The following is a 24663-nucleotide window of genomic DNA, read 5'->3' on the forward strand; positions in this document are numbered from 1 at the left end:
TATTGATGTATATAATTTCTCCATACTGATGTGTTCTTGTGAAGGTGTTTTTTTTGCTTCTATGTAAAGATGATTGGACATTGAAGCAAAAATTAACACTATGAAAAATAAATTTCTCTCAAGTTTATTGTCACTCGCTCTAGTAGTGGCAGTCGCATCTTGCGACAATGGAAACGCAGACTTTGATATAGTCGATGTTGAACCAACTATTACAATTGGAACAATGGATGGTTTAGTTGAAGGAGGTACTTTTACCTTAAATGTAACCTTTAATGATGGTGCAGAAGGAAGTACTACAAGTACGTTAGCGAGCGGAACCTGGAATATCACATCTGGTGGCGCTCAAGTAGCGAATGGTACATTGACTCCTACAGGTGATAACTGGGATGGGACAATCACAGCGACTGGTTTAACTGCTGGCGACCATACTATTACTGTCTCTGCAACGGATACTAATGGTAATACTGGAACTGCTTCTGCTGACTTTACGGTAGCCAGTGCTATTCCGGATATTACTGGTACATGGGTAATGGAGCCGGTTGCAGGATCTTTGGCTGTTGGTCCTAACCCTGGAAGCGGAGAATGGTGGTCTATTTCGGCAGGTGATGTTGGTACAAGAGCATGCTTCTATGACGATACTTATACCTTCGGAAGTGACGGTTCTTTCACTATAGCCGTAGGTGCTGATACCTGGATCGAAGGATGGCAAGGTGGTGGAGATGCTTGTGGCGCTCCTGTTGCACCAATAAACGGTGGTTCATTCACTTACTCTTTCAACGGTGCCACTCTAACAGTAAATGGTACTGCTGCCTACCTAGGCTTACCAAAAGTGACGAATGCTGGGGAATTGGGTAACCACATCGGTGCCACAGATTTCCAATCTGCAATTACGTATCAAGTACAATCAGTAACTGAGACTGGTTCTGATTTAAGAATGGAACTCAGAATTGAGACTACAGCTGGTGTTCACTGGACATTCAGACTTATAAGACAATAAGATGCTCTTTTAAGGCGCCTGCTCTCCTATGAAGTCATTCATAGTGTAGGGTGGGTGCTTTTTTTATACTGAGACTATGAAAGAGCTACTAAGAATAGGCTGTCTGGGCTTAATTCTAGGAATTATGTCCTGCGATGGAGGAAGCGATAGTGATACTCCAGATGATAATGACGATGGCACCGATTCAGGTGTAGATATTCCTGCTACTGGTTTTACTTCTCCGACTTCCTATCCGAATATGACTTTGGTCTGGGAAGATGATTTCTCAGCAAGTACAATAGATCAATCTGATTGGACCTTTGAAATTGGGAATGGAACCAATGGATGGGGAAATAATGAACTTCAATACTATCGTTCTGAAAATGCCTATACACAAGATGGCCATTTGATCATTGAAGCCAAACAGGAAAGCTTTCAGGGATATGATTATACTTCCACCAGGATGATCACGCGAGGAAAAGAAGACTTCCAATACGGCCGTATTGATATCAGAGCGGCTCTTCCTGAAGGTCAAGGCATTTGGCCTGCACTGTGGATGTTGGGATCAAACTTTAATTCCGTGGGCTGGCCTGCTTCTGGTGAGATTGATATTATGGAAATGGTTGGTGGTAGTGGTCGTGAGAATACGGTTCATGGTACAGTACACTGGCAACATGATGGACAGCATGCTAACTTCGGTGGCGATGTAACATTACCATCAGGAACTTTTCATGATGAATTTCATGTCTTTTCAATCGTTTGGACTTCATCTCGCATCACTTGGTATATGGATAATCAAGAATATCATGCGATTGATACAACTCCAGCGCAACTCAGTGAATTTAGAAATAGTTTCTTCTTCATTTTTAACGTAGCAGTTGGTGGAAATTGGCCAGGTGCTCCAAATAGCACTACTACATTTCCCCAATATTTAATTGTAGATTACGTTCGGGTCTTCCAGTAAGATCCGAATCTTCTTACTTAACCTCTTCCTATGAAAAGTCAATCACGATTTACCTATAAAGTCGCGGCAATCGTTGCGCTTGGTGGGTTATTAATGGGCTTCGATGCTTCCGTAATTTCCGGTGTTAACAAGTTTGTACAAATAGAATTTGATATGACAGATGCCCAGCTTGGGCTCTCTGTTGGCTCTTTGACATTCATTGCGGCTGTTGCAATGCTCTTTTCTGGCACCATAAGCGATCGCTTTGGCAGAAGGGTAGTACTGAAAGCCTGTGCTATAATCTTTACGGTTTCGGCAGTAGGTTCTGCCATGGCTCCCAATTTCATTCTGTTTTTGATCTTTAGAATGTTGGGAGGTATTGGAGTTGGAGCATCTTTGATTCTTGCCCCAATGTATATCGCAGAGATTGCGCCTCCTAAGATTCGAGGAACCATGGTTTCCTTTAATCAACTGAATATTGTAATCGGTATTTCGCTTGCCTTCTTTACTAATTACCTGATTTTGTCTCTAGGAGATTCAGATGCTACTTGGGTAGAAAGCCTAGGCATTGGAGAGCACAACTGGCGTTGGATGCTCGGACTGGAAGCACTTCCTGCTGTTTTATACTTCTTTGGACTATATGCAGTACCAAGGAGCCCAAGATGGCTGTTAATGAAAGGTCATGACGAAGAGGCACTGAGCGTGATGAAGATGTTTAGAAGTGAGGAAGAGGCTGTAGCAGATGCTGAGGGTGTTAAGGCTACTTTGGCTGCCGATGAAGGAAAGCCAAAGGCTCCGTTAAGTGCTTTGTTCAAGCCGGCTATGGGGCTTGTGCTTACTATTGGTTTGGTAATAGGTATCCTTCAACAGATCACGGGTATTAACTCTGTTTTCTTCTATGCACCTATGATTTTTGAACAGACTGGAGGAGGAACTGACGCAGCTTTTCAACAAGCGATTATCGTTGGACTCGTCAATCTGGTATTCACAATTATCGCCATGATATACATTGATAAACTGGGGAGAAAAAAGCTCCTCTCGTTCGGTGTTGCCGGTATTGCAATTTTTATGTTCATCATTGCCTATGGCTTTAATCAGGCTACCTATGAACTAAAAGAAGAAAATTTGTCTGGTTTATCAGCAGAGATTGAGTTGACCAAATTAGACGGTTTAGTTGGTAATTCATTTGAAAACGATGTGGTCTATAAAAAAGCCTTGAGAGAAGCTTTGGGTCCTGAGGATGCGAAGATTTACGAATCAGAATTGATCACAGCAGCGATCGAAATGAATCCTACATTGATACTAGTGGGTATTTTAGGTTTTATCGCTTCGTTTGCGATTTCATTGGGCCCAGTGATGTGGGTGCTCTTTTCCGAGCTATTCCCACTATCGATTAAGGCCATTGCCATCTCATTTGTTGGCTTTGTCAACTCAATGGTCAGCGCTGGTGTTCAGTCTGTTTTTCCTTGGGAGTTATCCACTTTAGGAAGTTCTATGACCTTCTTGATTTATGGGGTTTTTGCTGTTTTTGGCTTAGTATTTATTCTACTCAAAGTACCTGAGACGAAAGGTAAGAGTTTGGAAGAATTGGAAAGTATCTTGGTTAAAAAGTAATTCAATGAAGCATTTAAAATATTTGTCTATACTAATACTCTGTGTCCTTTGCATTGCCTGTGGACAAACTTCTGGAGATAAAACCACCATCGATGCTGATGCGGTTTTTGAAGCTGAAGACTTCATAGAATCATCTGGAAGTGTCGAAAAGAATACCTCGGGTATAAAATCATCAGGAGATTCATGGGTGACATTTGAGTTAAATGTACCCGCTGTGGGCAGATATAAGACGGAAGTCTTGACCAAAGGAAACGGTTCAGTCTGGGTTGAAGATTACCATGATAATCCAGATGGAAGAACATACAATATCACCGGAGCCATTGTGGCCAATAGCAATGATTATTCATTGGTGGGAAAAGATGGTAGCCCTTTAAACACCGGTGTCCACAAAATGAAGCTGCACATGTCAGGTGACGTTGAGGTGGATCGTGTTCAATTCACTAAAATGATTGATCATGAAATGACTCCTGAGTCAATGACCCAAAGTACAAGCGGATCTGAATGGAAATTGGTCTGGTCAGATGAGTTTGATGTAGATGGTGCACCCGATCTCACCAAGTGGACTTATGATGTTGGAAACTGGGGTTGGGGTAACAATGAACCTCAATATTATACCAAGGATAGAAGAGAAAATGCTCGGGTTGAAAATGGTAACCTGATTATTGAAGCTCACAAGAACGATATGGGACAAGATTGGACTTCTGCTCGGTTAACGACCAGAGGAAAAGTTAGCTTCCTATATGGAAAAATAGAATTTAGAGCTAAGTCTCCTTCAAAAGATGGTACTTGGGCAGCTGGCTGGCTCTTGGGTGATGAATACAGAGATGAGCTTTCTTGGCCTTATTGCGGAGAAATTGATGTTCTTGAGAACATTGGCAGCGAAATTGATGACGAGACTGGCAATGGTATTAACCACGCCTCTTGCCACACCAGAACCTACTATTTCAAGGAGGGGACTCATATTACGGCTGTAAAGGAGGTAGAGGACATGACCAATACCTTTCATAATTACACCATTGAGTGGACGCCTGAAGGTGTAAAAGCTTATTTGGATGGCGAGTATTATTACACTTATGACAAAACAGCTGATGAATTAGAATGGCCCTTCAATAAGCCTCAGAATCTCATTGTGAACCTTGCTATGGGTGGCGGAATGGGAGGAGCCATTGATCCAAGCATTCAGAGCCAGCAATTCATTTTGGATTATGTCAGAGTATACGAATTGGCTAACTGATTAGGTTGAGCGTCCATAATAGGATTGAACTATGAAATTAAAGCCAAAGTCATTTCCGCTTTGGCTTTTTCTTGTAGTTTTGAATTGTGTAGAAAACAATGAAATGGGGGAAACATCATTGATTTAAAACACATTGAATGACTTTTAGAGAAAAGCTCATAAAGCCTTTGGCTTTTTCGGCTTCAGCAATATTCCTGTTACTATTTCTTTTGAGCACGAGGTCAAATGAGCCGAAACTGGTTTGGTCAGATGAGTTTGATGGTGCTAATCTTGATAAGGACAAATGGTTTATCTCCGTAGGCGATGGTTGCCCTCAACTTTGTGGCTTTGGTAACAATGAGCTTCAGTATTACTCCGATCGTTCTGAAAACCTACGCATTGAAGACGGCAAACTGGTCATTACTGCTTTGCACGATTCCATAGAGAATAGTGCATATTCTTCAGCCAAAGTAATGACAAAAAATAGAGGTGATTGGAAGTACGGTAGGATTGAGGTAAGCGCTAAACTCCCTCAGGGCACTGGAACATGGCCGGCCATATGGATGCTTCCCGCAAAGAACGAATATGGTGGATGGCCCAGAAGCGGAGAAATTGACATCATGGAGCATGTTGGCTATAACCAAGGTATGATTTACGGGACAGTGCACACCCAATCATTCAACCATATGAAGGGAACACAAAAAGGAGATTCCACAATGATCTCAGATGCTTCGGAGGTATTTCATGAGTATGCCATTGAGTGGACAGCCGATAAAATTGAATGGTTTATCGATGGAGAACAGTATCATACTTTTGAGAATACAGGGAAGGATGCGGACGATTGGCCATTTGATCATCCCTTTTATGTAATATTGAATTTAGCCGTTGGAGGATCATGGGGTGGTTCTCGGGGAGTTGATGACTCCATATGGCCACAATCCATGGAAGTGGACTACGTCAGGATATATAGCTTTTAACACAACTCAACCTTAACTTAAAAACATGGTAGATTTAATTAGCCTCGATTACGTCATTATAGCTGGCTATTTTTTGGTAGTCTTTGGTATTGCAGCCTGGGCGACAATTAAAGAGAAGGTTAATGCCTCTTCGTCAGATTACTTTTTGGGAGGTAAGAATGTGGGTTGGTTTGTCATTGGAGCCTCATTATTTGCTTCCAATATTGGTTCAGAGCACCTAGTAGGTCTTGCTGGTTCTGGTGCCAGTTCAGGAGTTGCTGTTGGCCAATTCGAAATTCTTGCAGGTTTTATGTTACTACTTTTGGGTTGGGTGTTTGTACCATTCTATGTTAGAAGTGGTGTTTTTACCATGCCTGAATTTCTGGAAAAAAGATATTCATCAGGGGCTAGAACTTACCTCACTTGGGTTTCAATCATTGCTTATATCCTTACAAAGATCTCCGTGACCATTGCAGCAGGGGCAATAGTCTTTACAGCGATAGGTGTAGAGTTTTGGACAGGTGCACTAATCATTGTTGTCGCGACAGGTGTATATACAATCTTTGGAGGCCTCAAAGCAGTACTATACACGGATATGATTCAAATGTTCGTACTGATCGGTGGTTCTATTGCCGTTACAATTTTTGGTCTTCAAGCGCTTGGTGGTTGGGGAGAACTTCAAGCGACTGTAGGAGACAGTTACTTTGATATGTGGCAACCTATGGATCATCCCGACTTTCCTTGGACAGGTATCCTTTTTGGAGCACCAATTCTAGGAATTTGGTATTGGTGTACCGATCAATACATAGTACAGCGTGTACTCTCGGCCAGAAATATAGAACAAGCTAGGAAAGGAACCATCTTTGGCGGTTTCTTGAAAATGCTTCCGCTATTTTTATTCGTAGTTCCTGGAATTATCGCTTATGCACTTTCTCAAAAGGGGATGTTAGAGTTGGAGAGTAACGATCAGTCGCTTATAGTGATGGTCAAGGCCATGGTGCCGGCAGGTCTTAGAGGGTTGGTGATTGCTGGTTTGCTTGCGGCTTTAATGAGCTCATTATCCTCTGTTTTTAATTCTTGCTCCACAATTTTCACAATTGACGTCTATAAAAGGTGGAAGCCAGAAACCCCGGAAAAGAAGTTGGTGGTAATCGGCCAAATTGCAACCATTATCATGGTAGCTATCGGTTTACTGTGGATTCCATTTATGGAGAATGTGAGCGACTCGCTCTTTGTCTACCTACAGAGTGTTCAAGGTTATATCTCACCACCAATTGCAGCGGTCTTTTTGCTTGGTATTTTCTTTAAACGATTGAATGGACAAGGTGCTATGGCAGCACTTCTGACTGGACTAGGTATTGGAGCTTTGCGTTTTGTGTTAGAGCAAATGCAAGATTCCCTTTCCGGAATTGTCTATGATTTTGCTACGTTCAACTTCCTTCATTTTGCCATATTCCTCTTTGTCATTTGTAGTGCTGTCTTGGTCGTTGTGAGTTTGATGACTCCCGCTCCAGCACCCGAAAAGACAGATGGAATTACCTATGAACGGGGAGTGCAAACGGAATCAGGGAAAAAGAAGCTCGATACTTTGCTAACCATCGTACTTATTGCGATAATCGCAGCGCTTTGGATATACTTTAGCTAGTGATAAAATGAGCAGAAAATACAAAGTAGCGGTTGTAGGGCCAATCCCTCGAGATCACATTACCACACACAGAGGTGAGGTGATCGAAAAGTATGGTTGTATTACTCATCCAGTGATTGGCTTGGCGCAACTACTGAGAGATCAGGGTACGGTTTACCCGATCTCACATATTCGTAAAATTGATACCCCAGCCGTTCGGGAAATATTCAAGCCATTTCCTGCGATTGATATGTCAGGGGTGAGTGACGAAGCTGACAGTGGGGACGTTATCAAACTGAAGTTCATCGATCAAAACTTCAGAGAAGAAAAGCAGACGGCATTTATGAATCCAATCATGCCGAAGGATTTAGCGCCATACATTGACTGTGATGCTTTTGTCTTTGTACCGATCACAGATCATGAGATCGTTTTGGATACCCTAAAGTATCTCAAAGAGCATAGCTCAGGGACCATAATCTTCGATGGCCATGGACCTACACATACCATGACTATAGGAGGAGATCGGCATAAGAAGTTTTGGGTCGAAAGAGATCTATGGTTACCATACATCGATGTGCTGAAGATGAACCTTGAAGAGTCATGGTGTACCTGGTATAAGCATGAGTATGCTGAAAGCGAATTGACCGACCTTCTAGATGATATCGGACAGGATCACTTAAGGCCTATGGCTGATTACATCTTAGACAGGGGTCCAAAAGCGCTAATAATCACCACAGATGCGTCTGGCTGCAAAGTATTCACAAAGCCCAATGGTGAGTTGAAAGAAGAATTTGTCCCGTCCATCTTTATGGAACAGGTTATCGATACAACAGGCTGTGGCGACTCTTTTGCAGGAGGCTTGGCCTACGGTTTGAAGGATGGTGGCGACAACTTTATTTTATCCGCTATGTATGCCAATGCACTTGGCGCACAACGTACACAAGGCACGACCTTCGAAGTCTTCAAGTCTCTTGATGAGACGGAGGACATGATGCGAGGTCACTACCCTGATTTTAAATGATTTTACCTAAAGCATGCATATTTGACCTGGATGGTGTTATAGTTGATACCGTACCAGCACACTACACTGCCTGGAAGGCCATGGCAGATGAAGTAGGTGTGGCCTTTGACGAAGCCGAGAATGAGAACCTTAAAGGGGTAAGTCGTTTCGACTCTATGAAGCATATACTCTCCTTGGGCAATATTGAAAAGACTGACGAAGAGATTCAGGCCTATACTGAACGTAAGAATGAGATATACGTGGATATTATCTCCTCTATGACGCCATCGGATATTTTACCCGGTGTTGTTGACTTCATTGATAAACTCAAGGCCAATGGCATTGCCATAGCCATTGGATCTGCCAGTAAAAACACGCCTACCATTTTAAAGTGTGTAGGGCTTGATAAGGTCTTTAAAGTGATTGTGGATGGTAACCAGATCACCCAATCAAAACCCAACCCAGAAGTATTTCTAAAAGGAGCAGAACAGCTTGGATTCTTCCCAGAAGACTGTTTGGTTTTGGAAGATGCCATATCAGGTGTAAAAGCGGCAAAGGCCGGAGGCATGAAGTGTATTGGAGTTGGAGACCCAATCGTGTTATCAGAAGCTGATGTAGTAATCAGCGATTTAACCAAAGTAGATATTGATTTTTTAAAAGCATTATACAGTAATGAAGAATTACATCAAGCATGATCCTTGGTCGATCATAGAAGAAGGCTTTGTTCCAGAGTACAATAGAATTTCAGAAAGTATATTCAGTATAGGAAATGGCATGTTCGGTGGACGTGCCAACTTCGAAGAGCAATACTCGGGAGACACACTTCAAGGCAACTATGTCGCGGGAGTGTACTATCCAGATAAGACTCGAGTTGGCTGGTGGAAAAATGGTTACCCAGAGTACTTCGCTAAAGTATTGAATGCTGCCAATTGGATTGGAATTAATATCGAATTCGATGGGGAAGCTTTAGATCTGCATACCGCTGAAGTCTCCGATTTCAGACGTGAATTGAATATGCAAGAGGGCTATCTACAGCGCTCTTTTACCGCCACTCTTCCGAGTGGAAAGTCTGTTTCAGTCATTACCACCAGATTTAACAGCATGGTGCGTAATAGGATTGGGGCCATCGCTTATCAAGTAACTCCATTGAATTTCTCTGGAGAAGCCAAAATCACTCCATATGTTGATTTTGATGTAGTGAACGCAGACTCAAACTATGATGAGAAGTTCTGGGTAGAACAGTCTAAACAGGCCGGTTCTGATTTCTCTTATATCGTGGCGAGTACGAAAAAGACGGATTTCTGGGTCGCAACGGGTATGTCGTTTAAAATAGGAGGATCATGGACCTCTAAAGGAAGAACAACTGCCGATCGCGACAAATACGTTGAAGTGACTGAAACAGGAAGTGTTTCAGAGGGAGAGGCCTTCACCATCTATAAGTATGCAGCGAATATCTCTTCGATGAACTTTGAGAAGGATGTGCTTGCCAAAGAATGTCAGACTCAGGTTGAAGATGCCATGTCTACAGGTTTCGATGCCTTGATGGATGAGCAAAAAGCTGCTTGGATTGAAAGCTGGAAAAAGAGTGATATCACCATTGATGGAGATGTGTCTTCTCAGCAAGGTATTCGATTCAATATTTTTCAATTGAATCAAACGTATACTGGTAAAGATGAAAGACTGAACATTGGTCCTAAAGGCTTTACAGGAGAGAAATATGGTGGAAGTACCTATTGGGACACTGAAGCCTACTGTTTACCATTCTACCTGGCAACTTCTGATCAGGAAGTAGCGAGAAACCTGGTTATGTACCGCTATAAGCACTTAGACAGAGCCATTGAAAATGCAGAAAAACTAGGCTTTACCGATGGAGCGGCACTTTACCCAATGGTGACTATGAATGGAGAAGAGTGTCACAATGAATGGGAAATCACCTTCGAAGAGATTCATAGAAATGGCGCTATCGCATACGCCATTTATGACTATATCAATTACCATGACGATAATGAATATCTCGTTGACTATGGTTTAGAGGTACTGATTGCTATATCAAGATTCTGGGCACAACGTGTCCAATGGTCTAAAGCCAAGGAGCAGTATGTAATGCTGGGTGTAACTGGACCTAATGAGTACGAAAACAATGTCAACAATAACTGGTACACCAGTAAAATGGCATTGTGGACCCTGAAATACACAATTGAGGGATTACAACAGTATAAGGAGAGCCCCAAACTAAAAGCACTCCTTGAGAAAATCAATTTCAAGGGTGTAGAAGAGACAAACAAATGGCAGCATATTCTAGACAACATGTACCTGGGCTATGACGAAGAATTGGGTGTGTTCTTGCAGCAGGATGGATTCTTGGATAAAGAGCTCATCAAAACCGATGATATGAACCCTGAGGATCGTCCGATCAACCAGAAGTGGTCTTGGGATAGGATTCTACGCTCATGTTACATCAAACAGGCTGATACGCTTCAGGGCGTCTACCTCTTTGAGGATGAGTTTGATATAGAAACCATCGAAAGGAACTTTGATTTCTACGAACCACTAACGGTTCATGAATCATCATTATCTCCATGTGTGCATGGAATCCTTGCTTCTAAGCTAGGTCGCAAAGAGAAGGCCTATGAGATGTACATCCGTACGGCTCGTCTTGATTTAGATGATTATAATAATGATACCGAAGATGGCTGTCATACCACCTCAATGGCCGGTACATGGATGGCCTTCGCCAAAGGTTTTGCAGGGATGAGGGTTAGAAATGGAGAACTCTACTTCAGCCCTTCATTGCCAGATCAATGGGAGGGATACTCGTTCAAAATTAAATTTAGAGAGCGTAACCTCAAGATCTCTGCCTCAAAGAATGCTGTCACTATAAAGAATGATTCAGCTGAGGGTTTAGAGCTTTACGTCTTTGACGATAAGCATTCATTAGCTGGAAATAGTGAAATCATCATTGATATGCCTTAACAGCTCTTACGAGTATATAAAAAGGCCTATTGAGAAATCAATAGGCTTTTTTTGGCTTTCATTTATCATAATCACTTGGATTTGCTGTAGTCCAAAGTTAGTCCCTCGGCAATCCACTTGGCCAAAGCATCCCGATTAGTAGCATTTAGAATACGCCTTTGGTCTGCAGTGTTTTTTAGATTGCCCAGTTCGATATAAACCACCGGGGGAAGAGTATTCCGAATAACATAGAGATTGCTTCGACTCTCTACTGTGCCGGTATACTTTCGATTGGGTTGATACTTGGCGTACTTCTGTTTGAAGGTCTTTTGAAGGTTAGTAGCTAATCGCTTGCCTGATTTACTGTTTTTATGATGATAGAAGAAAACGTCAATTTTCTCTCTTTGACTACGGCTATCCACATGAGTAACCACTAGGCGTTGATAGGCCTTTCCATTTTGCTTAAAGAGCTTGTTAACGGAAGCCGTTCGCTGTCTTAAGCGCAGTTTCTGACTTCTTGGAATCTTCTGGTTCGGGTAGTTGACTTCATCATAGTCCACTTTGAGAATACTCTCATCTCTGATACCATCATTTTTGTCCTGAATTATTAAGTAAACTTCAGCACCCTGAGCTAACAGACTTCTGGCCAATCTGAGGGTTACGTCATAGGCATACTCATCTTCTGAGATGGTTCTTCCACTACGTTTTGCAACCGCTCCCGGATCGGGTCCGCCATGGCCTGAAATGAGATAATAGATAGCTCCTTTTAGGGCGTTACTTTCTATGGGTACTTTAGCGTACTTTTTGCCGAAAAGAGGAAAGTCGATTGACTTGTCATCAGCAGATGAAGAACTTGTTGTACCACTACCTTCGTTTGGAAGTATATACTTCTTGCCGATGAACAGACCATTGGAGCGGCTGATATTCTTTTTGTTCAGGCGTACGAACTCTTTGTAATACTTAATTGGGTCAAACCCGTTCTTAATCAGTATTTTATGGATGCCATCTCCAGATACAGCAATAACCGTTTTTGGGGTCGATTGGGCGATGGAGGTATTAATCCAGAAGGCTTGAAGGAGTATAAAGAGAAGTAAAAATCTTTTCACTGAGCTGCCATCGCAATCAGATTTGAAGATGCTAAAATTTAGGATGATTGTCAACATAGTTTTGGGCTATGTGAAGAACACTTCTTTGATTGGGGATGTGTTTTAGCAAGTTCTCACGTTCGTATGTTTTTAGATAGTACTAGCTTTAGTCCATGAAGCAAATTTTGATACTCTTCGTTTTAGGCATTTCACTTCAAGCTTCAAATGCCCAAATCACCAGTACAGGTCAATTGTTGGATGCCATGCAAGTGAAGAATCGTAGTGACTGGTTCAAAGAATTCACTTTCACGCAAGAGACGATTCGGTACAATCAGAATGGAGCCGTCAGAGATACAGCCATATGGTACGAGGCAGTGAGTTATCCTGACCTATTTAGAATTGATTATAACGATCAAGGACGTTTCGTGATTTTCAGAAATGATTCTGCCTATCGCTTTCATGATTACAACTTCCAATCGGCTCGCTTTGAGCCTCAAGAGTTCTTACTCTTTAAAGGAGGAATGTATTTTATTTCGCCTGCCAAGGTGATGGATAAGCTCAAAGAATATGGTTATGACACATCCGTTTTCCGCGAGGATCGATTAAATGGCAAACGAGCATATGTTGTTGGGGCGAAGGAAGGAGATTTGGAAACGAAGCAGTTTTGGATCGATGCCGATCACTTCTACACCGTAAGAAGAATTAGTAAAACGGGGAGGGGAGCTGTATTAGATGTTCAATACAGTGACCATAAAAAAGTAGAAGGGGGATGGGTAGAACAAACCGTAACCTTTTTCTTGGATGGAAGAATGTTGCAAATAGAGCACTATTTGGATATTGACGCATCTAAGGGCCTATCAAAAGATGTTTTTGATCCAGCGAACCCCAACAAATATTGGTATAAAAAGAAGTGAAAACGCACTCCTCGTTTACAACGTATTAGACATAGTGTTTGTCAGTCTAAATGAAAAGATATATTCTGAGGTGGATTCCTTCCTAGGTTCTTTTCTAAATTCACTTTTGACATAATGATACTATGAAGCGACTACTTTTTGGCCTTTTTACCCTTCTCAACCTTGGCGTCTTGGCTCAGGATGATGTTACTGCGAGTTTTAAAGGGGCATACAATGTGTATCCTGTTGATACATTGGGCGTAGTATTGCTGAACAGAAATATGGTGCAGCTTAGCACTGGAGACCTAGCCTTAGAATATTCGGGACTGAATCATGAATTAGAGCAGACATGGAAGAACATGTATCCCTTTTCCAAAGGAATGTCTCCTGTCTTTCAACAAGTATCCCCAAAAGGAATAATACTCCTCTTTGCCGATAAATCAGGCAAGCGCTATGAGTTAATCAAAGCGAATACAGAATACGGAGATTATGAACGTTCCAGGTATGAATTTTCAGGTGCGGTTCAGGTTAGTCAAGTAGAGACTTATTATGATCATGTGTGGATGACTGGGCTCATCGGTCCGAATCCAGTCATCTTTAAACTGAAGTCCGATAACTCTTTTGAAACAATACCTGTAGGGGTGCCGGGCAGAGTAAAGTATATCGGTGAAACTAAGTTTGATCCAGAAACGAAGGGATTGAATTTTTTGATACTGGCAGATATTCAAAAGAAAGATGCTTTGATCTGGAGATCACTTAATCTGCAAGGCAATGTTCTGAGAAATGAAATGCTGGCATCTTTTGAAAAGAAGAAGGTGAGAGCTGTGAAAGCGATCTATACAGCTAACAATGCGCTTATTGCGGGTACTTACAGTGTTGGTACGAAAGATAAGGTTGAGGGGCTTTTTTGGGGAAAAATTGATGGTAGAGAAGGGGCTTTAAGTCATGAAGCATTTAAATCACTAAAGGGCATTTCGACCTATCAGACATTTGAGGACTTATCCTCCGAAGGTTTTGAGAAAGCCAAGGAAAAGAAGTTTCGAGGGGCCAATGCATCTGTATTCATGGACGGGTTGAGATTGAATGAGAATGGACAGTTAATGGTGGCTCTTGAGGTGTTTAAGCCTGAATACCGAAGTAGGGGAGCTTTAGAAAGAGAGTTTATCGCGAGGGATCGTACGGCCCAGATTGATCAGAATGTATATGGAAGAAGGAATGTCTTCGAGGCCAATGGTGGAAGGGACTTAGAAGGACGGATTGATAGGGCCTCCGCCACAGATCAGATACAAATGAGATTTATGAATCAAAGTTTGAGCAAGGCAGTCAATCAGGGCATATCTTATAATCACACCGCCTATTTGAAAATAGCTTCTGATTTGAAGATAGTTGAATCTCAAGGCCTTGCCTTTGACCTGATCGATTTTGGTAGATTGGCAAGGGTGAACCACTTTATAGGTAGCCATTTTCAATATCCTCAAGCCCACACCTATCAATCGTTTGACGTCAGTTCAAAAGCTCTTAATTCATTGAAGGTAGACGAGGATATATCCTTAATGAATTGGTCTCAAGATCGTCTTTTGAAAGTCCAGTTTGATGAGGATAATAAACGACTGAATCTATCGGTTCTGCGACTCAACTGATTTTTGTTTCATTAGTTCATTGTAGTAAGACTTGACATCCGATACGCTCGGTAATGGAGGGAAGTGGTCTAGAATTTTTCCATCTACGCCAAGTACCAAATAGTCTGGAACAAGCTCCTCAAAGAACTTCTGAACGATATCATCTCCTAATCCCAATGGAACTCGCTTGTGAATTACAAAGTCTCTATTCAGGCCGTAGATTTCTCGGTTTTCATTCCACGTGGCTTCATCCTCGTCAAGAGAGATCATCAAGAGTTTGACTTTTCCTTTTTTCATCAACTTTCTAAGGTAAGGCGATGGAATTATTTCATAGAAATTTGGGACGCCCCACTTTGCCCATAAGACGGTATAAACAGGGGTTCCATTGTAATCGCTTATGGCTGCTTGAAAGTCTGAGTTATCAATAATGGACTGAACGCCTTCTTTAAATCTATTGATCGCTTCGAACTGATTCTGTAGCGATACTTTTTTGGAGAGATCATCAATAATTTTCTTCTCTAGCGGTGTTGCTTCTAGTACTGTATAGGAATTCCAGAAGGCCGAATCATATTGAATGGCTCGTAAATCTTCCTCAGAGGGTTCCCCAGCTGCGAATTCAGCCTGTGATTTGGGGATCAACTCGTTCACCATGATCTCTACATGAGATTGGTGACTAACGGATTGATCCGAACCCGAAAAGAAGTGCTCGGCATTTACATCTGATAGTAAACGCTGTGGGAAGTACTTTCCTTTGAACTTCTGGAAAAAGACCTGTTTGTCTACAGTTGAACGAATACTATCAATAGCGTTGGAGAAGACCTGAATTTCTTTGATATCAGCTCTTACAAAACCCTTATCCTTCATGTTGATGAACAACTTGCCTTCATAATTGAGCTTTCGCTTTTGAGGCTCTTTTGGTTCAAAGCCTATCACGATAATGGGCTCATTATTTAGAGAAGTAGTGTCCTCAATCATGAATTCATAATGATCTAAATTTCGTCTCAATGGATTGTGGAACTCATAATTGGTCAGGTCATTCGACATGATGAAGTTGAGGGAAATAGGGGGGTGTGAGAGTTTTGCGAAGCTTGTATAATCAAAGCTCCTTCGCATATGATTTAGGCCAAAATGAAGTCGCTGCTCAGGGATCTGGACAAACTTACCTCCCTTTTTATGCTGAAAAAGCGCTATAGCCGCTTCTGTTAGCCTCACATAACTGGTATCCTCTTTACAGTAATGCCTATAAAATGATTTGGCCAGATAATTAGTTTTGGCTCTGTTGGCCGGGATCCTGTCTATAGCATCCATAACCACTGTCCTGGCTTGATTGCTCTCTTTACGCCTAAGCCTCGAGCTTCTTACCACAAAATCATCAAGGCTATTCTGTCGCGGTATTAATCGAATGGTCTGATATAAGCTTGGATCCAGGGAGGAAAGTTTGATGACGAGAGACTGGTATCCTATGCAAGATATTTGAAGCTCATTTTTATCAGAGAAGCGTCCTTGTTTTAGCTTTAACTCAAATCGTCCATCCAGATTGGTGGACGTTCCGTAGTAGTAATCATTGAGCCTGATGTTCACAAAAGGCACTGGCTCTTCACTTTTCTGTTCGATGACCTGACCTCTTAATACCAACACCGAGTCCTGAGCACGGACGGTCAAGGTGGTGATGGTGGTCAGAAAGAAGCAGAAGAGGAGTAAACGCATACTTTACTGACGCAAGTTATCCATTAAAGGTGGCAACCTATTTCAGCCTTTTGTTAAATTTCTTTTATGATAAGGTATAGAAGGTAATTTCTGATGTAATTACTTTTCTCATTTCACTTTAATTCGCATCTTCGCGTCAAAAAAAAACGAGATGTTTATACTTATTGTAATCGCCCTGTTTATTGCTGCTATAGTTGCACCTTACATCCTTCCAAACAGCAAAGTAAGCTCTCACAAAAAAGACTGGGACGTTTAATTTCGTTACCGCTTAATCCGCTGATTCCTCCCGATAAAGTAGTACAGGATTGATCCTAGGACGGGCATCAAGATGATTACGAGTACCCAAATCAGTTTATTACTGCCTTCGAATTCATTTCTAAGCACATCTATCAATGCCAGTGCGACAATTAGGAATGGAATGATATAGAATGCGATAATCATAAAGAACATAGAAGTACCATTTATGCTGTGAATGGACGGATCGATAATTAAAAAAGGCTTCAAAATGAAGCCTTAATTTTTGATCAAGTAGGTCTAGATTTTATACTCTTTTGGATTTATTTTAATCCTATTACCACCGGCATTGATCGCTTCGTGAATCTTGTAAATACAGACTTCTGATTTGTAAGATTCCTCTGCATCATAATTCAAGGTTTCTTCACCACGCACTGTCTCGACAAAATTGTACAAGTGTGCCGTGTGCGCTGCCAGGTTATACACCTTGTCCATATCGTTCATGTCCTTGATGTCATAACTGATTTGAGGCGCAGTTTCCTTAATACCTGAATCTCCCGATTCCTTTTCTTTGTACTGCTGCATATCAGCCAGGTTTGAGAGATAACCTTTATCGATATACTTTTTCCATCGTTTGGAAGAAACACGTGACTCACGGTAAATCTTATTGTCCTTGCCTTCGGAGATAATAAAGGCACCATCGTCTCCAATAAAGCGCTCATACACGCCAACAGCCCTAGAGTTCGATATATTCTCGTAAATGCCGATAGCGGGTCCCTTCGGTGTATCATACTCAAGTATGGTCGCCATTGTATCCGCTTGCTCTAAACCAAAGTAAGAGTTATTACCAGAGGCATACACCGTATGAGGGAAGGCCCCAAAGAACCAGTTGAAGATATCGATTTGATGAGAACCCAGATCTGATACTACACCACCGCCAAGCTCTTTATAGTTTCTCCAATTGTAAACCTGATCCATGGTTTTGAAACCGTAACGATCCAGCTTCTTAAGGTCTATATTATCTCTTTTATTGGGTCTTTGTGACCAAATGCGAGATCTGTTCCATTGGCCTATGGCATGTGTCAATCGACCAAACATTTGTTCACGTTCCAGAAGAACCTGGTGTGTAAAACGGTACCTGTCGTTTGATCTTCTTTGTCTACCAATCTGTAGAAGTTTACCAGTCGATTTCATCGCTTGAGCCATCTTTTTGGCATCTTCGATATTGTTCGACATTGCCTTTTCACAATAGACATGAAGTCCCGCATTCATAGCATCAACCGCATGTGCTTTGTGCCAAAAGTCTGGAGTGGTTAGAACAACTGCATCCAGCTCTTCCTTCTCAAGCATTTCATAGAAGTCCTCATAGGCATTGACCTTGCCCCCAAATTGAGAATTAAAACGCTCTTTTGCTCCTTCTCGTCTGCTTTCCACAATGTCGCAGACCGCTACCAAATTGGCACTCGGGATTTTTGGTATGTTGTTGAATAATACACCGCTACCACGTCCACCGCAACCAACAACAGCTATGTTGACTTTGTCAGCAACACTTAGTGGGTTTGCTGTTATGTTAAATGGATTTCCTAACATCAATCCACCACCGAAAAGGGCAGAGGTCTTGATGAAATCTCGTCTACTAGATTCTTTCATACTCCTCAGAATTAAGTTTTAGGCCTTAGGTTTATTAAAACCTAATATATGTGATTTTTTGAAAGGAATTGAAGATTTCCATCCTTTGAATAAGCCACCCAGATAATTTTGTCGCTTTCGGCCAAGATTTTTCTAATCTCTTCCTCCGCAGTTAAAAAGAGAGCGGTCGAAAATGCATCAGAATAGGCAGCTGATGGACAAGCGACCCAGAGTCTGTGATAACTATTGGATATTTGATTGCTTCCTGTTCTAGGATCGAAAATGTGATTGCCCTGATAAAAAGTACCCGAAGCGCTCACGACCACATTGCTAAGCTCTAACTCCATTTTGTCCTGGCTACTGGCAATGCTATACTGCCATGAGTCTTTGAATTCAGTATTGTTGCTCACTAAGAGAGTGCTATCTCCGGCACTCAGCGTGAATGTGTCAATACCCAAATGCGTAAGCTTCAGTTTTACCTTGTCAAGTGCATAACCTTTTCCAATGCCTCCAAGGTCAAATTGAACACCTTCCTTTACGCAATAAGCCATTGGCTTGTCAGGATCTATGAAGATTCCTGCAGCTAGCTTTTCCTCCTGAACATTTGCCAGGGCTTTGGTCATCTCAAACTCATTCAGTATGCCCTGCTTCGATGCTCTGAAGATATCCATGTGCCTCGCAACGCCAATATCAAAGGCTCCTTTCGTCATTTGACTTATCTCTATAGCCATTTTCATCACTTCCCAAGTCTCAAAATCGATCGGAAGTTGTTCATTTGCCTTCATGCGATTGATGCGTGAGATATCACTATCGGGTATAAACCTGCTGAGTTGAAGCTCTAATTGATCGATAAGTTGAAATACCTGTAGGGAGGCATTTTCAGCATCCTCCTTAGACTCACCTTCAATGGTTAGTGTAAACTGCGTTGCCATCGCATCGTGCTCGAAGTGTTCCATGGCCAATTCTATTGGTTTTCTTTCCCGAGCCTACTACGCCCCATAAGTTTGACCAGTAAGTCTGCATCGGGTATTTGTGCTAGTATCACACGAGCCATAACAATTAGCGGAACAGAAAGTAGCATTCCAGAAATGCCCCAAATGTAGCCCCAGATAATAAGGCCAAGAATAACCGTTACTGTATTTAATGCTACTGAGGTACCCATAAGGTAAGGCTCGATCACATTGCCCCAAACGAATTGTGTTGCAATCAATAGGGCTATGAAAAGGACAAAAGATCCGCTGCTATCAATTTGAATAAGTCCAAGAAGTACCGGGGGAATCGTGGCAGCAATGGAACCCACTGTGGGGATAAAGTTGAGCAGGAAAGCTAAGAAACCCCAAAACAAAGCGAAGTCAATACCAAAGATCCAGCTAAGCACCCCAAAGAAGAGCCCTGTGCAAAAGCTAGTGAAGAATTTGACTTTCATATAACTGACAATTGACGCTTTCACCTCTGTGAATGAATTTAAGAGCCGTTCTTTGCCTTGCTGATCATCTCCTTCCAGATAGTTGATGTACATTTCGTATTTGACAATACTGCCTAGTACAGCCACCAGGTAAACAGCAGAGAGAATAAAGTTGAAGGTAAATGTGCCTAATTGCCCTGCTACTACGCCAGATGTATTAAGGATGAAGTCTTTTGAGATGATCCTATTCAGGGCTGCAGTAAATCCATCAGCTTCTAGTTCCTTCACACCAGGAATAAACTCTAGTTGGCTAAGAATTACCTCAAATCTGGCTTCAACCTGGGCTAGTAGTTTCGTTTTCTCATCAAGGATTTGGGAACCAGTGTCATAGATTACCAGGCCGATCAAGAACATAAAACCCAATGTAAGTACGGTGATCATGGTAATGCTTACGGTGTAAGGCCATTTCTTTTTTTCTAAATATTCAATGATGGGGGAAAGTAGAATCCCTATGAACAAGGCAAAGGCTAGAGGAATAAGTAATCCGGACAGTGTTTTGATCAGCACGATCAACAAGATCGCAGCAAAAAGCATCAGAATATTTTTAATGGTCCGGACATCTGAATTTATTCCTTGCGCCATAAAAAGTTCGCTTTTGGGTTTTGGAGTTACTTAAAGGCTGAAAATAACCAAAAAAAGATGCATTGGCATTTATGTCAAAAAATTAAGTGCGAAAGCAGTTTAATATTTAGTTTTGTAGCTTGATCAATCAACTACTTGATGTCATTGGAATTTGAACAACCCATTACTGAGCTCGAAGGCAAACTAGCAGAGATGAAACAATTGGCAGAAAGCAGCCAGGTAGACGTTTCTGAAGCTGTCGCTTCGCTCGAAAAGAAAATACAAGGCCTAAAAGAGGATACCTACAAGAATTTGACACGTTGGCAAAGAGTCCAGCTGTCAAGACACCCAGACCGGCCATATACACTCGATTACCTTTATAATATCACAGATGACTTTGTAGAAATACATGGTGATCGTACCGTTAAAGATGACAAAGCCATGGTAGGTGGTTTTGGAACCATTGACGGACAAACAGTAATGTTTGTTGGCCAACAGAAAGGTAGAAATACCAAGCAGCGCCAAATGCGCAACTTCGGTATGGCGAACCCCGAGGGCTATCGTAAAGCCTTGAGATTATTCAAAATGGCTGAGAAATTCGGTAAGCCGATCGTTACCCTAATTGATACTCCTGGTGCCTATCCTGGCTTTGAGGCTGAAGAAAGAGGCCAAGGTGAGGCTATCGCTCGAAACATTCAGGAAATGTTTATGCTAAAAGTACCTGTAATCTGCATCATCATTGGTGAGGGAGCTTCAGGTGGAGCATTAGGTATTGCTATCGGGGATAAAGTGTTGATGCTCGAGAATACATGGTATTCGGTAATTTCGCCAGAGTCTTGCTCATCCATTCTATGGAGAAGTTGGGATTTTAAAGAGCAAGCGGCAGAAGCCTTGAAGCTTACAGCTGAAGACATGAAGAGCTTCGGTTTAGTGGATGGCATTATAGAGGAGCCGTTAGGAGGAGCTCACAGAGATACGGACTGGATGTACAAAAACCTCAAAAAGCGCATCAAGTCAGAGTTAAAGGATCTCATGTCCAAAACTAGTGAGGAGAGAATCAATACTCGAATTGAAAAATTCTCCAATATGGGAGAGGTAGTAGAATAGCCGTTAAAAACATCAATTGAAGACCACATCGCTTTGCTTTGTGGTCTTTTTGTTTTTAACTAATTTCAGTCACAACCTTGTCAGTATGGCCAAACAAAAAATATCCTGGGGACTGCACCTTATAGAACTTATTGTAGTCATCATCGGAATCAGCATTGCCTTTGCTTTGGAAGGCTGGTCTGAGTCGAATAAAAGGAACGAACTTGAGGAGAGCTATCTTGCCTCCATTGAAGTGGATATTGACAAGGACATTAATGACCTTCAAAAAATCGTGGACTCGACCACTGTCATCCTTGGATATGTTTCAGAAGTCTTTCAGTTTTACTATCAAAAGGCACCAGTTGAATACTATAAAAGACATCATGTGACCAGCAGTTATTTGGCTACCTATTTCTATCCTCAGAATGGCACCTACCTGTCTTTGATGAATTCCGGTGATATCAACGTGATAAAAGATTTTGAACTGAAAGCAGCCTTATCAGATCTTTACAATGTAAAGTATAAAGAACTGGAAAGAATGGATCAGGTAATTAAGAACTTGGCGGATAATAGAATACAGTCCTACATGATTGACAATATTCATTTTTCAGCAAGAAGGGACGGGATTGAAGACAATACACCGTTAACAACCAATAAGGCATTTAACCTTCTAGGGAGCTTTTATAACCTCTTAAGTAGTAGGCAGCAAGAATATCAAGCCATGATTACAAGGTGTAAAGAGTTGAAAGTAATGATTGGCAACCTTAAAAACTGATGAAAGGAAGAAGAGTCACTTTTGGGGCAATTTTGTTAGAGATCATCATCGTGATTATTGGTATCTCCATTGCTTTTGGCCTGAGTAATTGGGGCGAAAGAAGGAAGGAGGTGCGAATGGGAGATGAGTTCGTAAGAACTATGATCAATGATCTCAAATCAGACAGTGCCGCTTTTGTCTATCAAATTGCCAATGTGCAGGAAAATATCTCTAACGTGGAGTCCTTTATGGACATGTGCCGAAGAAAGGACTTTCGAGAGGACTCTGTGCGATGGTATGTAGGGAATTTCATGAACAAGAATAATTGGCTCATCAATAGCAATACATATGAAATACTGAAGAGTGGGGGAAAGCTTGATATCATCACTGACTTTGAATTAAGAAGTGATATCAGTTTTTTCTACCGTATCAGAACTTATCAAACAGATGTGATTCTTGAACAAAATTTAGCCTTTGAACAGAATCAGATGAATCCTTACCTAACTAAGCACTCTGACTATTTTATCAGTGATATTCCGGATAACGGTTTTGTAAGAGATATAGAGTTTCAGAACCTACTGGGGCGATGGCGAGATTTAAAGGAAGGAAAACTCAGTATCTATGAGAATACACTTGAAGATATCAAAGCACTAATCCCTAAATTAGAGGCCTACTTAGAATAGGAGGCAAGCATGAATCTTCACATAATAAACACCGGCAACTTCAAACTCGATGGAGGCGCCATGTTCGGTGTTGTACCTAAGTCACTTTGGCAACGAACCAACCCTGCTGATGAAAAAAACATGTGCACCTGGTCTATGCGTTGTCTTTTGATTGAAGATGGGGATAGACTCACTCTAATTGACAACGGTATTGGTAACAAGCAAGACGCTAAGTTCTTTAGCTATTACTATTTACATGGTGATGCATCATTAGATAGATCTTTGCATAAAGCTGGTTTTGACCGGACTGATGTGACTGATATGTTCCTGACTCACCTTCATTTCGATCATTGCGGTGGAGGCGTTGATTATGTAGGCGATAATAAAGAGCGATTAGAACTACACTTTCCCAATGCGAAGTATTGGTCTAATCAGGACCATTGGAAGTGGGCGACTGAGCCAAATGCCAGAGAGAGGGCATCTTTTCTCAAAGAGAATATCTTACCGATGCAAGATAGTGGTCAGTTAGAGTTTGTTGACCTTCAGGGTGCTTCTCCATTTAGTCAGTTTGATATTCATACCGTTGACGGTCACACCGATAAACAGATGTTGCCCAAAATCAAGTATAAAGACCAGACCATTGTATTTATGGCAGACTTACTGCCATCAGTGGGACACATTCCTTTGCCTTATGTAATGGGTTACGACACAAGACCCTTGATCACATTGCAAGAAAAGAAGGCATTTTTGGAAGAAGCTGCCGATAATGAATATGTTCTTTTTTTAGAACATGATGCCGTCAATGAGTGTTGTACGGTCAAAAGAACGGAAAGAGGTGTCAAACTAGATCGAACCTTCCCTTTAAAAGAGATTTTGTAGAAATGAAAGTAGGCTTAGCATTATCAGGTGGAGGAGCGAGAGGCTTTGCTCACTTTGGAGTTTTAAAGGCTTTGGAAGAATTGGGTGTAGAGGTTCATGCCATTTCCGGGACCAGTGCTGGCTCTATTGTTGGAGCCTTTCACGCATTTGGTTTTGAAGTAGAAGTAGCAAAACACCTAGTCTCAAAGACAAACCTCTTTAAGGTTGTTTGGCCCGCCTTTAGTTGGAAGGGAGTCTTCAGTATGAGTAGAAGTGAGGAGATCTTCAAAAAACACTTTCCGAAAGACGACTTTTCTGCTACTAAAATCCCATTGCAAATCGTTGCAACCAATTTGAATACCGGACGTCCAGAGGTTTTTAAGGAGGGTTCCCTTATTAAACCAATGATGGCTTCTTGCTGTATTCCATTCATATTCGACCCAGTAAGAATAGGGAAGAGCGTATTTGTCGATGGAGGTCTCGTTAACAATTTGCCTACAGAAACCTTAAGGGACGAATGTGATGTGGTTATTGGTGTGAACGTCTCACCTGTTTTGAAAGAGGATACCCTCAGCGGCACCAAAAAAATGATTGAGCGGATTTCTATGGTTAGCATCAACGCTAATGTAACTGAGAGTAAGTCTAAATGTGATTTGGTCATTGAACCAAAGTCCCTTAGGGAGTATGGTACATTTGACATCAAAAGTGCAGATAGCATATATGACATTGGCTATCAAGCCACCCACCATATCTTTGAGACCGAACAACAGCTTGAAGTAATTCAAAAACTCTTAGTGTAATGAAGCTCACCCCGTGTGAGTCTGGCACCAGG

At 41.7% G+C, this 24663-nt stretch carries 22 protein-coding genes; 16 read left to right on the plus strand and 6 right to left on the minus strand.

Annotated features, from left to right (window positions below; genetic code table 11):
- The first annotated feature begins 100 nt into the window (after positions 1-100).
- From BFP97_RS04160 to BFP97_RS04200, 9 genes are all read left to right on the plus strand, one after another.
- Entirely contained in the window at positions 101-997 is an 897-nt protein-coding gene (locus BFP97_RS04160; protein ID WP_139135176.1) for a hypothetical protein, read from the plus strand.
- Positions 998-1073: 76 nt separating this feature from the next.
- Entirely contained in the window at positions 1074-1940 is an 867-nt protein-coding gene (locus BFP97_RS04165) for a glycoside hydrolase family 16 protein (RefSeq protein ID WP_083262419.1), read from the plus strand.
- Positions 1941-1970: 30 nt separating this feature from the next.
- The gene (locus BFP97_RS04170; protein WP_069841205.1) at positions 1971-3533 is read left to right on the plus strand and encodes a sugar porter family MFS transporter; all 1563 of its coding nucleotides are present in this window, start codon (positions 1971-1973) and stop codon (positions 3531-3533) included.
- 4 nt (positions 3534-3537) lie between these two features.
- Positions 3538-4767, plus strand: coding sequence for a family 16 glycosylhydrolase (locus BFP97_RS04175; protein ID WP_083262420.1), 1230 nt, complete (start codon positions 3538-3540; stop codon positions 4765-4767).
- A gap of 137 nt (positions 4768-4904) precedes the next feature.
- A complete protein-coding gene (locus BFP97_RS04180; protein ID WP_069841206.1) occupies positions 4905-5723 on the plus strand; it encodes a family 16 glycosylhydrolase in 819 nt (272 codons plus the stop codon).
- A 25-nt stretch (positions 5724-5748) separates the two neighbouring features.
- Positions 5749-7347, plus strand: coding sequence for a sodium:solute symporter (locus BFP97_RS04185; protein WP_069841207.1), 1599 nt, complete (start codon positions 5749-5751; stop codon positions 7345-7347).
- Between the two features lie 7 nt (positions 7348-7354).
- Positions 7355-8347 (plus strand): carbohydrate kinase family protein, encoded by a 993-nt coding sequence (locus BFP97_RS04190; protein ID WP_069841208.1) that lies wholly within the window; start codon positions 7355-7357, stop codon positions 8345-8347.
- On the plus strand, positions 8344-9021 hold the full coding sequence (pgmB, locus tag BFP97_RS04195) for a beta-phosphoglucomutase (RefSeq protein WP_069841209.1): 678 nt from the start codon (positions 8344-8346) through the stop codon (positions 9019-9021). The genes BFP97_RS04190 and pgmB overlap by 4 nt, the downstream gene beginning before the upstream one ends.
- The gene (locus tag BFP97_RS04200) at positions 8999-11299 is read left to right on the plus strand and encodes a family 65 glycosyl hydrolase domain-containing protein (protein ID WP_069841210.1); all 2301 of its coding nucleotides are present in this window, start codon (positions 8999-9001) and stop codon (positions 11297-11299) included. The genes pgmB and BFP97_RS04200 overlap by 23 nt, the downstream gene beginning before the upstream one ends.
- A 71-nt stretch (positions 11300-11370) precedes the next feature.
- On the opposite strand, the gene BFP97_RS04205 is transcribed toward BFP97_RS04200, so the two are convergent.
- Positions 11371-12441 (minus strand): N-acetylmuramoyl-L-alanine amidase, encoded by a 1071-nt coding sequence (locus BFP97_RS04205; RefSeq protein ID WP_083262421.1) that lies wholly within the window; start codon positions 12439-12441, stop codon positions 11371-11373.
- Between the two features lie 95 nt (positions 12442-12536).
- Here BFP97_RS04205 and BFP97_RS04210 point away from each other — a divergent pair, with 95 nt between their 5' ends.
- Together BFP97_RS04210 and BFP97_RS04215 are read left to right on the plus strand one after the other, a co-directional pair.
- Entirely contained in the window at positions 12537-13277 is a 741-nt protein-coding gene (locus BFP97_RS04210) for a hypothetical protein (protein ID WP_069841211.1), read from the plus strand.
- Positions 13278-13399: 122 nt separating this feature from the next.
- A complete protein-coding gene (locus BFP97_RS04215; protein WP_069841212.1) occupies positions 13400-14896 on the plus strand; it encodes a hypothetical protein in 1497 nt (498 codons plus the stop codon).
- On the opposite strand, the gene BFP97_RS04220 is transcribed toward BFP97_RS04215, so the two are convergent.
- The 5 genes from BFP97_RS04220 to BFP97_RS04240 form a co-directional block, all read right to left on the minus strand.
- On the minus strand, positions 14873-16582 hold the full coding sequence (locus BFP97_RS04220) for a carboxypeptidase-like regulatory domain-containing protein (RefSeq protein ID WP_069841213.1): 1710 nt from the start codon (positions 16580-16582) through the stop codon (positions 14873-14875). The genes BFP97_RS04215 and BFP97_RS04220 overlap by 24 nt on opposite strands.
- 261 nt (positions 16583-16843) lie before the next feature.
- A complete protein-coding gene (locus BFP97_RS04225) occupies positions 16844-17086 on the minus strand; it encodes a PLDc N-terminal domain-containing protein (protein ID WP_255399339.1) in 243 nt (80 codons plus the stop codon).
- A gap of 30 nt (positions 17087-17116) precedes the next feature.
- On the minus strand, positions 17117-18466 hold the full coding sequence (locus BFP97_RS04230) for a Gfo/Idh/MocA family protein (RefSeq protein WP_069841215.1): 1350 nt from the start codon (positions 18464-18466) through the stop codon (positions 17117-17119).
- 41 nt (positions 18467-18507) lie between these two features.
- Positions 18508-19401 (minus strand): FAD:protein FMN transferase, encoded by an 894-nt coding sequence (locus BFP97_RS04235; protein ID WP_069841216.1) that lies wholly within the window; start codon positions 19399-19401, stop codon positions 18508-18510.
- 8 nt (positions 19402-19409) lie between these two features.
- Positions 19410-20492: an AI-2E family transporter gene (locus BFP97_RS04240; protein ID WP_069841217.1), complete on the minus strand. Its 1083-nt coding sequence runs from the start codon at positions 20490-20492 to the stop codon at positions 19410-19412.
- Positions 20493-20630: 138 nt separating this feature from the next.
- On the opposite strand from BFP97_RS04240, the gene BFP97_RS04245 reads away from it, so the two are divergent.
- The 5 genes from BFP97_RS04245 (at position 20631) to BFP97_RS04265 (ending at position 24631) form a co-directional block, all read left to right on the plus strand.
- Positions 20631-21578, plus strand: coding sequence for an acetyl-CoA carboxylase carboxyltransferase subunit alpha (locus BFP97_RS04245; protein ID WP_069841218.1), 948 nt, complete (start codon positions 20631-20633; stop codon positions 21576-21578).
- A gap of 85 nt (positions 21579-21663) precedes the next feature.
- On the plus strand, positions 21664-22332 hold the full coding sequence (locus tag BFP97_RS04250; RefSeq protein ID WP_069841219.1) for a DUF6090 family protein: 669 nt from the start codon (positions 21664-21666) through the stop codon (positions 22330-22332).
- Positions 22332-22994, plus strand: coding sequence for a DUF6090 family protein (locus BFP97_RS04255; protein WP_069841220.1), 663 nt, complete (start codon positions 22332-22334; stop codon positions 22992-22994). The genes BFP97_RS04250 and BFP97_RS04255 overlap by 1 nt, the downstream gene beginning before the upstream one ends.
- 9 nt (positions 22995-23003) lie before the next feature.
- Positions 23004-23852, plus strand: a complete 849-nt coding sequence (locus tag BFP97_RS04260; protein ID WP_069841221.1) for an MBL fold metallo-hydrolase — start codon at positions 23004-23006, stop codon at positions 23850-23852.
- A gap of 2 nt (positions 23853-23854) precedes the next feature.
- The gene (locus BFP97_RS04265; protein WP_069841222.1) at positions 23855-24631 is read left to right on the plus strand and encodes a patatin-like phospholipase family protein; all 777 of its coding nucleotides are present in this window, start codon (positions 23855-23857) and stop codon (positions 24629-24631) included.
- Positions 24632-24663 lie beyond the last annotated feature (32 nt).

It is taken from the genome of Roseivirga sp. 4D4, from assembly GCF_001747095.1.
Lineage (GTDB): Bacteria > Bacteroidota > Bacteroidia > Cytophagales > Cyclobacteriaceae > Roseivirga.